At 36.2% G+C, this 10,207-nt stretch carries 6 protein-coding genes, 2 tRNA genes and 2 pseudogenes; 7 read left to right on the top strand and 3 right to left on the bottom strand.

What is annotated here, in order from left to right; all coding sequences use genetic code 11:
- Positions 1-124 precede the first annotated feature (124 nt).
- Positions 125-739: a TIGR01440 family protein gene (locus JCM14108_RS12980; RefSeq protein WP_035181351.1), complete on the bottom strand. Its 615-nt coding sequence runs from the start codon at positions 737-739 to the stop codon at positions 125-127.
- A 299-nt stretch (positions 740-1,038) separates the two neighbouring features.
- Here JCM14108_RS12980 and JCM14108_RS12975 point away from each other — a divergent pair.
- From JCM14108_RS12975 to JCM14108_RS12945, 7 genes and pseudogenes are all read left to right on the top strand, one after another.
- Positions 1,039-1,110 (top strand) — tRNA-Glu (locus JCM14108_RS12975).
- Positions 1,111-1,117: 7 nt separating this feature from the next.
- Positions 1,118-1,189, top strand: a tRNA-Gln gene (locus JCM14108_RS12970).
- A 170-nt stretch (positions 1,190-1,359) separates the two neighbouring features.
- Positions 1,360-1,947: a TetR/AcrR family transcriptional regulator C-terminal domain-containing protein gene (locus tag JCM14108_RS12965; RefSeq protein ID WP_051996205.1), complete on the top strand. Its 588-nt coding sequence runs from the start codon at positions 1,360-1,362 to the stop codon at positions 1,945-1,947.
- A 111-nt stretch (positions 1,948-2,058) separates the two neighbouring features.
- Positions 2,059-3,617, top strand: a pseudogene (locus JCM14108_RS12960) (amino acid permease).
- 23 nt (positions 3,618-3,640) lie between these two features.
- Complete coding sequence (gad, locus tag JCM14108_RS12955) at positions 3,641-5,080, top strand: glutamate decarboxylase (RefSeq protein ID WP_051996203.1); 1,440 nt, start codon at positions 3,641-3,643, stop codon at positions 5,078-5,080.
- Positions 5,081-5,117: 37 nt separating this feature from the next.
- Positions 5,118-6,652 (top strand): annotated as a pseudogene (gene gltX, locus JCM14108_RS12950) (glutamate--tRNA ligase).
- A gap of 680 nt (positions 6,653-7,332) precedes the next feature.
- Entirely contained in the window at positions 7,333-8,262 is a 930-nt protein-coding gene (locus tag JCM14108_RS12945) for a hypothetical protein (RefSeq protein WP_035181349.1), read from the top strand.
- 98 nt (positions 8,263-8,360) lie between these two features.
- On the opposite strand, the gene rbsK is transcribed toward JCM14108_RS12945, so the two are convergent.
- Together rbsK and JCM14108_RS12935 are read right to left on the bottom strand one after the other, a co-directional pair.
- On the bottom strand, positions 8,361-9,278 hold the full coding sequence (gene rbsK, locus JCM14108_RS12940; RefSeq protein WP_035181348.1) for a ribokinase: 918 nt from the start codon (positions 9,276-9,278) through the stop codon (positions 8,361-8,363).
- A gap of 15 nt (positions 9,279-9,293) precedes the next feature.
- A partial coding sequence (locus JCM14108_RS12935) for an aldose 1-epimerase family protein (protein ID WP_035181347.1) occupies positions 9,294-10,207 on the bottom strand: 914 nt, incomplete at its 5' end.

The following is a 10,207-nucleotide window of genomic DNA, read 5'->3' as shown; positions in this document are numbered from 1 at the left end:
ATAAAGCAAACTAAACTGTTAACCTTATCAAATTAATGACTATGGTTAACAGTTTTTTTGCCTTCAATTAAAATGAAGGTAGTCATTGAGTGCTGTGCTTACGACTAAAACTTATCGCATAGCTTTAATTGTATTGATGACTATTTTCTAATACATAGTCATCAGTATTATCTTCTGTAAAACTATACATAGCTCTTGAACCACCAATTAACTTAGGGCGTGAAGAAAGGAAAACGACGTTTGCTGCCCCAATGTGATGATGTCGTGTATGAATTGGAACTTGAACAAATTTAATGTGCATTCCGATTTCCGTTCCACCAATATCTATACCACCAAATGCAGAAATGTGTTCTACCTCTACAGGGTCATTCATCTTTGTATATGCCGCAACTTGTGCGCCACCACCAGCGTGCATGGCAGGAACTACAGAAACAATTTCTAAATTGTTCTGCTCAGCAACCTTTCTTTCAACTAGCAATGCTCTGTTAATATGCTGGCATCCTTGAACTGCCAAATGGATGTGTCTCGGGATTAGAAAGTTACTTAGTGTGTTTATAATAATGCGGCCGATATTTAAGCTGGAATTAGTTCCCATCCATGCACCGCTAATTTCACTAGTACTGCATCCCAGAACAAAAATACCATCTTGTGGGAATTCAATGCTATCAAAATAATCATTTAAAACGTTTTCAGTATCTTCTTGAACTAGTTTAAGTTCTTCGTTTAATTCGATATTCATATCCCTTACTCCCTCGTATATAGTTTTTAAATTAAGTACTTAACTTTTTTACAAAAAATTGTTAGAAAAATCACATTCTTTGTAAACAATTACAATGTATAGCACCTGATAAATATCAACAAGTGCCTTCCGCTGATTTAGTATACCTTTAAACGAGAAAATATGAAAGCGCTTAACAAAGCCGTAAATGTCCGCTAACATTGGTTTAACAGCTTTTATAGTACTTTTTAGACAATATTCCATTTTTGTATAGAGCATTTACAGATTATTTGATGCATAATATATATTGTTCAACGGATGACCCGTTGGTCAAGTGGTTAAGACACCGCCCTTTCACGGCGATAACATGGGTCCGAATCCCGTACGGGTCATTATTATTGGGTTATAGCCAAGCGGTAAGGCAACGGGTTTTGATCCCGTGATGCGCTGGTTCGATCCCAGCTAACCCAATCAAGCTTCCAGGACTTCACTAATTTAGTTCTGGGAGCTTTTTTAATGCGAATAGAATTTTATCATTTGAGTATTATATCATCTTAATGATAAAACGTTATACTTTGGCTTGTAACAAGGCATGAAAGGTTATTAAACCTTATATTTTAGGGCTAAAGGGGCTTTATATTATGAAATCGTATACAGAAGTTAGAATGTGTGAATCTTTGAGCCATCTTATTGAAAAAAAGTCATTTAACGATATCACGGTTAAAGATATTGTTAAAGCAAGCCAAGTTAACAGGCAGACTTTCTATTACCATTTCGAAGATAAATACGATTGCTTGAGAGCTTATTTAGATAACCAATCTCAACAAATTGTAAATAACGTTACTCTAGATAACTGGGCAGAATGCTATCTACATGTTTTTCGATACATTGATACGCGACCAACGTTTTTTTATCACATTGATGAATCAAATGCATCAAGCCTTTTTAATGATTTCATTTTAGAGACAATTATGATTATTTTGAAGAAATTAATTGATTTTTTAAAAACCAATTCGGGGTATGTTTTTGATAAAGAACCCAATCTACAAGTACTTAAATATGGAATGCAGGGTATCGTTTTAAGCTGGTTCCGTAGTGGAATGCGAGAAAATCCGGAATTTTTAGTTAGGGATATTGCAGAAATTGATCATGAAACCTTAATGCATATGTTAGGTGGAGTGAAAATGGAAGCGATTTCAAACACAAAACGTAATGTGTCTAAAAATTAAACAAAACTGCATCAGTGTCTATTTAGATATCGTTATTTGTGATTTATAGTACATACTGTAATTACGAAAAACAACGAGCGCCCGTTCAAATATCCCTTTATTTTGGAAGGAATGATTAAGTTGGACGAACAGAAAACATCTGATGTAGGTGTTAAGAAAAGTGCCAACCAAATTAATGGTTTTCAGCTTTTCTCGATGACCACTTCAATGGTTATGACGGTTTATGGTTTTGCGGCCTTGGCTAAACAAGGCCGGTAGCATTCTTTTATCTATTCTTAGCAGGTGTTCTATGGTTTATTCCAGTAACGCGAGCATCTGGTGAAATGGCATCAATTGATGGCTGGAGTAAGGGTGGGATCTTTACTTGGGCTAGAAATATGCTAGGTGAAAAAACTGGGTGGGCAGCACTGTTCTACCAGTGGATTCACATTACAGTTGGAATGAATACGATGATGTTCTTTATCATTGGTTGCTTATCAATTTCGATTGACATGCCGATTATTAATAATAATCCAGCAATTAAATTTATGTTAATGATGATAATTTTGTGGGGACTGATTTTGGCACAGCAGCATGGAACAGCTGTAACAGGAAAAATTGCGCAATGGTGTTTCAGTCTTGGTGTTATTATCCCGGTATTTTTCTTATTAATTATCTTCGTTATCTATTTAGCACAAGGCAATCCGATGTTAATCAATATCAACATGCATACTCTATTGCCTAAAAGTTGGAGTGGCAATGTTTTAGTTGGATTTGTACCGTTCATGCTTGTTTTCGCTGGTGCTGAAGGATCAGCACCTCATGTAAAGAATCTTAAGAATCCACGCGTTTATCCAAAGGTTATGATCGCACTGGCAATTTGCGCAATTGCTTCAGATATTATTGGAAGTATGGCAATTGCCGGAACAATTCCCGCAGATAAGATTCAATTAAGCGATGGAATTGTCTACGCATATGGTGAATTGGTACAGCGGTTTGGAATCAGTGTTGTAATTGTCGAAAAATTAACTGGTTTTCTTCTAGCAATTGGTGTGCTTGGTGAAATTAGTAGTTGGGTTGTTGGTCCAAACGCAGGGATGTTTGAAGCAGCAAAATCTGGCTTTTTACCACCAAGATTTTCCAAGGCAAATAAATATGGCATTGAAACAAATGTCATGATTCTTCAGGGACTTATTGTTTCAGCTATGGGAGCATTGTTAACGTTTGGTTCAGGAAAGAATTCATCAAATCTTTCCTTCCAAACTGCGATTAGCTTGACGGTTGCTCTTTATACCTTGATGTATGTATTACTTTTTGCAAGCTATTTAGTGCTTCAATTCAAGCATAAAGAATTGAATAGAACATTTGTAGCGGCTAAAAGTTCGCTGTTCAGAAAAGTGTATGGGGTACTTGGACTTGTTTTATCAGCATTTGGGTTTGTCGTAACATTCTTCCCACCTGCTGAACTTGCACCATCTGCACAGCGTACGTATCTGCTATTGCTTGGAAGTGCATTCGTAATTGTAGTGTTTATCCCATTTGTTCTTTACCGATATCATAAAAAATGGGCTGGCGAATTGGGGATTCCTGTTGCACAGGAGCTTTCCAAAGAAGAAAAAAATGTTCTTCCAGCGGGTTCTCAAGCTGCACATGTCGTTTCCGGAACTCATGATGACAAATCATCACATTAATAAAAGAAAGGTCGCATAATATTATGACAAACAACGATGAACAAAACTTAGACAGAGTAGATTTAGAAAAGAACTTTTTAGGTAGCATTGAGTCTGGTATGTCGCTGCCTACTGACAAAATGCCAGAGCATCCGATGGCACCAGATGTTGCAGCCCAGCTTGTCCAGCATTACCGACTGAATGAAGCAAAGGCAGATCAGAATTTGGCAACATTCTGCACAACCGAAATGGAGCCCCAAGCTGATAAGTTGATGCTAAGTGCACTAAACACAAACGCAATTGATAAATCAGAATATCCAAAAACAGCCGCTATGGAAAACTATTGTGTGTCATTTCTTGCTCACCTTTGGGGTGTGCCAGATGGACAGAAAATGTACAAAGATTTTATTGGAACATCAACAGTGGGCTCGTCTGAGGGTTGCATGTTAGGTGGGTTGTCACTTTTACTTGGGTGGAAACATCGTGCAAAAGCTGCTGGATTTGATATTGATGATCTCCATACACATAAACCAAATTTAGTTATTATGTCTGGCTATCAAGTTGTATGGGAAAAGTTCTGCACATACTGGAATGTTGAGCTGCGACAAGTTCCTATTGATGGTGAACATATGTCGATGGATATGGACCATGTAATGGATTATGTTGATGAAAATACGATCGGTATTGTTGGTATTCAAGGTATTACTTATACAGGTGCGGTTGACGATATTCAGAAACTCGATAAATTAGTTTCTGAATATAATAAGACAGCTGTATTGCCTCTTAGAATTCACGTTGATTCAGCATTTGGCGGATTATTTGCACCATTTGTCGATGGATTCAAGCCTTGGGATTTTCGTTTGAAGAATGTTGTTTCAATTAACGTTTCCGGACATAAGTATGGCATGGTTTATCCCGGTATTGGTTGGATTGTATGGAAAAAGAATAACTACGACTATTTGCCTAAGGAAATGCGATTCCAAGTTCCATATCTTGGCAAAACTGTTGATTCAATTGCAATTAACTTTTCACATAGTGGTGCACACATTGTTGCGCAGTATTATAACTTTATTCGTTTCGGTGTTAATGGATTTAAAGCCATTATGAACAATGTACGTAAAGTGTCTCTGAAGTTAACCGATGAGCTGAAAAAGTTTGGGATTTTTGAAATTGTGAACGATGGCTCACAATTACCAATTAATTGCTGGAAGTTAGCAGATGACGCTAATGTTGGTTGGACATTGTATGATTTGGAATCAGAATTGGCAAAGCACGGCTGGCAAGTTCCCGCATATCCGCTTCCAAAGAACCGTGATGATACAACTATCAGTCGAATTGTTGTACGCCCTTCAATGACAATGACAATTGCGGATGATTTCATTGATGATCTACATTTAGCAATTAATGGTTTGAATAAAGCGCATCCAGCACCGCAAAATATTTTTGCTGATGAAGACACGGTTCAACATATGGTAACAAAATAAGTAACGACTATGTAACAAGTGGAGGAATGAGTTGATCATGGATAATGGAGTTAATCATAAAAATGTGAGGGTAAGGTATGCACCAAGTCCAACGGGATTTTTACACATTGGAAATGCACAGTCAGCATTATTCAATTATCTTTTTGCCCGTCATTTTAATGGAACAATGGTGTTAAGAATTGAGGATACTGATACAAAGAGAAATGTTCCTCATGGGGAAGAAAGTCAGAAGGATAATCTGAAGTGGTTAGGAATTGATTGGGATGAAGGACCAGATAAGCCTAATCCAAAGTATGCACCTTATCGCCAATCTGAGAGAACCGCGATTTATTCTAAGTATGTTGAGAAGTTATTAAAAGAAGGGATTGCATATAAGGATTACACAACTGAAGATGAACTTAAAGAAATGCGAGATGTTCAGAGGGCTAATGGTGAGGCACCACATTATGATGGTAGATGGTATGGGCGAAGCATCGAAGATCAAAAAAAAGCTGCTGCGTCAGGATTAAAGCCAAGTGTAAGACTGCATTTACCCTCACACCACACCTATGCATGGGATGATATTGCAAAGGGTCATGTTTCTTTTGATAGTGACAACATGGGCGGAGACTTCATTATTCAAAAAAGTAACGGCATTCCAACTTACAATTTTGCGGTTGTGGTAGATGATCATCTAATGGACATTACACATGTTCTTAGAGGAGACGATCACATTGCTAATACGCCAAAACAAATTGCGATTTATGAGGCGTTGGGGTGGACTCATCCAAATTTCTGCCACATTTCTTTAATTTATAATCCCAAGACTCGAAAGAAATTAAGCAAGCGAGATAAAGATACACTCCAATTTATTAGTGAGTACAAGCGGCAAGGATATTTAAGTGATGCAATTTTTAACTTTATTGCGTTCCTAGCTGGTCTCCGGTTGGTGAAGATGAAATTTTTTCGAAAGATGAATTGATTAAACGGTATGACCCAAAACGAATGTCAAAGTCGCCCGCATATTTTAATCAGGATAAGCTAGACTGGATGAATGCGGAATATATTCGAAAGGATACAATTGATGACTTGGTAAGTAAGATTACTGAGTTGATTAGTGAAGGCGAAACGGATATTGCAAAAAAGTTGCAAAAGCTATCGCTTACTAATCTGAAAGAATTCATCTATCAGGTGACGAAGATTTATCAAAATGAATCTTATAAGCTTACGGATATTATGAAGCGTGTCGATTTTTATGCTAATGTTTGCGACCATAAAATGGGGCTTAATCAGCTTGATAAATTGCCTAAGGATGATACATTAGCAGTGTTGAACACCTTAAGTGACAAGATTAAAAAGCTAAGGGACAGCCCCGATGATGAAGTTGATTTCAGGAAGATGATTGACATGGTGAGCGCAGAAACTGGTGTTTCAGGGCGAAAGTTATATTTTCCACTTAACATTTCATTCACTGGGAATCAATCAGCACCACAAATTAATGAAATTATGAATCTTTATTCGTACAGTACCATCTTGAAATTGTTAGACAATTCAATTAAGTATCTCCAAGGTAGTTCGGTACAATATTCATAGATCTAAATTCTAAAGACTTAACGTTTGAGTGGCGTTAAGCCTTTTTATTATCTATTGAAGATACTTTCATTCGTTTAATTAAGATAGGGTGATGCAAAAACACTCAATAAGATTGAGCCACTTTTGCAAAATAGTTAACTGAAAGTTGAAAAAAAGTGATTACCTGCTTTTTCTTAGATTGGATAATTCGAGAATCCTCAATTAATAAATCAGTTGACGGAAGTCACCATTGTATGTCGTCAGAAGATTTTAATAATCAGGTAATCTAAAATTGAAAGAAGACCTGAACGCTGGCATATCGGGATTAAATAGAGATGGCTAGAACTTCGGTGAGCAAAATAGCGTTAGTTAAAGCAGCCGAATTATTATTGTGTGTTTTCTAAACGTTTATTTATTCAATTTGTTGGTATGAAATTGTAACCTTAAAGTTAACGTTTTTTGCTGAGGGATTATTAAATATTCGTCGATAATAGCGAGGAGTGTACGATCAACCAGAATTAAAACCAGAAAATACGTCTTTTTATACACATTTGCTATTTTGTCTAGCTAAAATGGTGTTAAAAAGATTGATAAATCAAGAAAACACGTATATTATATACAATAATAAATTCATTAATAAAGTCCGTACTAATGAATTTAAATTAATTACGGTTTATCGTAATAGAAGGAGGTCAAAAGACATGATTACAGGATTATTGGCAATGGCAGGAATTGGTTACTATCTATTCACATATAAGGGAGTGGAAAAAGTCCAGCTGGACATGGTCGGTCAAAGCGCCTTTTGGCCTTCTCATAAATTTCAAAAAATGGTTGAAAAAGTTATTAATGACAACCCCAGATATAGTTTGCCAAGTGATATCGAAAACATTGGTGATGCGTATTTATACACTAAGCGTTATCCGAACAATGATTTGCCGGATTTAAATAAGCGTTTGGCTTTATTTAATGAGTTTGATTATGAAATAGCGAGCCTTCGAAGACGGGGGCTGGTTGAATCAACGGAATCTCGTTATATTGATAAGTTTGATAAATCATTGCAAATTTCCACAGTTCGATCAATGAAAGTCAATGATGTTATTAGATTATATCAACGACAAATGCGCTTCCTTTCAATGTTTACTGATGGGAATAATTCATTTCAAATCTTAAGAGATATTCTATCAAAAGCATCAGTATACAGTCGACCAGATAAAAATGATTTTAGAAATCCAGCAGATTATGCAGGAAGCTTTCCTTCATTTCTTCATGATTATTATTTCCATAAATATATTCCGAGTGAAAATGAATGGAAACTATATCTAATGCAACAAAGAATGGCTATTAATGAGATTGAAAATGACGTTTTCCTATTTTTAAATCCCGTTAAGCTTCGTGAAGCGGTTAATCTTGATGGTGAAGTAACTATAACGGCATTTTCAACTACTGGATTAGAAATATTTGCTAATTTGTTACAACCATCTAGAACGATTTCACCATATATCGATAAATTTGAGGAAGCATTTGAAAAGAAAATTTGGGAAGGCTATTTCCTTTATACTTGGGCTTTGGTAAATGAAAATGACGCAAAAATCCGCATTAAAAGTTGGGAAAATCGAGAAAACCAAGAATAAACTAAAATTATAAAAATACCGTCACGGTCAAGTTGCTGTGACGGTATTTTTGCCCTTTAAGAAGTTATAAAGTTTATTAAGGTTAATCAGAAAGACTATTATTTTACAAGTGAAGATAACTCATCAGCTTTAGGATAAGATTTTTGTGTTCCTCGACGTGTAACAGTAATAGCTGCATATTGATTTGCGTGTTTTATTGCAGTAGGAATATCATCGCCGTTGGCATAATAATGAGCAAACGAGCCAATAAACGAATCTCCAGCTCCAGTAGTATCTATGGCGTTTACTTTTAAGGCTTTAATAATTTGACTATTGTTTTCATTCATCCATAAAACGCCTTTCGATCCAAGTGTTACTAGCATATTCTTAACACCTAGTTTAATCATGTGATGAGCTGCTTTTTTGATTTCATCCATATTGTTGGTTGGCATTCCAGTGAGCGTTGCCAATTCGGTTTCGTTGGGTGAAAAGAAATCTACTTTTTTTACATGATTAATATCAAGGCTTTTATTTGCGGGAGCAGGGTTCAAAAGAACTGGAACGTGATATAAATTAGCAAGGTCGATGGCACGATAGTTTGTTTCGAGAGGGATTTCTTGTTGTAGAACAATAATTTTTGTGCCTTTAATTAAATCTACATATTTATCTAGAATTTCTGGAGTGAGTTCGTTATTGGCACCTTTTATAATAAGGATTCGATTGTCTGAACTTTTATCAACAAAAATTGGTGCTGCGCCACTACTTTTAGTTCCAATACCAACACCAGTAGTATCGATATTATTATTTTTAAAGTTGTTTAACTGCTGTTGCCCAAAAGCATCATTTCCCACCATTGAGATAAAACTTACCTTTGAACCGAGACGAGCAGCAGCAACGGCCTGATTTGCGCCTTTACCTCCAAACCCCATTTGAAAATCAGGTGCTTCTACAGTTTCGCCTTCAACAGGCATTCGATTAATATATGAAATTAAATCAATCATATTTGATCCAATAACCAAGACATCACTTTTGTTCATTGTATTTTCCTCCTGTTAATTTTCTAAACCTGTTGTTACTTTAAATTCTCTTGATTCATGAGGTTTAAGCATAATTAAAGTACCAGCTTCTTTTGCTGCATGAAACCCTTCTGGGGTACTGGTTCCAGGAATAGCAAATGCATTTACTTGTTGGTCGGGGTTATAAAGAATCCATCGTGTAGCAATTGGAAATTGTTTAGTCGAAAACTTAGTTAAGAAGTTTTTACCGTGCCCAACGTTCACTCTAAATTGTGCTTCAGCTGCATATTTTGATAAATCGGAAGAGAAGAAGACAATTTCTGGGTCATAATGGTTAGGATCATCCAACTTATTAATAAGTCTTCCAGAGGCCTTTAGTTTGTCGTTATACTCAAGCCATTCAGGAGTTGGATGAACATGTGCTGGGATAGTTTGTCGAAGCTGAAAGGCTTTATCAGGGATGTTTGAGCTCATCTCAGCATTTGCGACATAGGCATAATTCATGTGGCACAAGTATTGCAAAGGCATTGGTTGATAATTTGATAAATTAGTAACTTTAAGTTGGATATCAAATAATCCGCTATCTTTGTGTAGTGACACAGACGGCTGGGCCAAATAATGATTGCCAAATCCTTTAACATATTCAAAACTGCTATGAATCGTAATAGTATCTTCATTAAAGGTTAAAGACGATTCATCCATCTTTGTAGTGGGGAATTCTCCATGAAGTTGGTAATCATCTTGTGGACCTGGAGTTCCGTTTGCTAATAAACCGGATGTGAATTGGAAACAACCATACGTGTCGGCAATACCAGGTCCGGGAAGAGGTTGAGAAAACATATCTTTCATTTTCAAAGAAATTTCATCAAAGATTGCATCCCAAATAATTAAGCCATAAAAAGGTAAAACTACTAAGTAACCCTTTGAGTTTTTCATCTTTAGACCTTCGA

Origin of the sequence: Lentilactobacillus farraginis DSM 18382 = JCM 14108, from assembly GCF_000583655.1 — a bacterium.
Lineage (GTDB): Bacteria > Bacillota > Bacilli > Lactobacillales > Lactobacillaceae > Lentilactobacillus > Lentilactobacillus farraginis.
This window is presented reverse-complemented; position numbering and strand designations above follow the sequence as displayed.

Coding starts and splice junctions, on each gene's coding strand:
- JCM14108_RS12980 (WP_035181351.1), bottom strand. CDS start 739: ATGAATATCGAATTAAACGAAGAACTTAAACTAGTTCAAGAAGATACT.
- JCM14108_RS12965 (WP_051996205.1), top strand. CDS start 1,360: ATGAAATCGTATACAGAAGTTAGAATGTGTGAATCTTTGAGCCATCTT.
- gad (WP_051996203.1), top strand. CDS start 3,641: ATGACAAACAACGATGAACAAAACTTAGACAGAGTAGATTTAGAAAAG.
- JCM14108_RS12945 (WP_035181349.1), top strand. CDS start 7,333: ATGATTACAGGATTATTGGCAATGGCAGGAATTGGTTACTATCTATTC.
- rbsK (WP_035181348.1), bottom strand. CDS start 9,278: ATGAACAAAAGTGATGTCTTGGTTATTGGATCAAATATGATTGATTTA.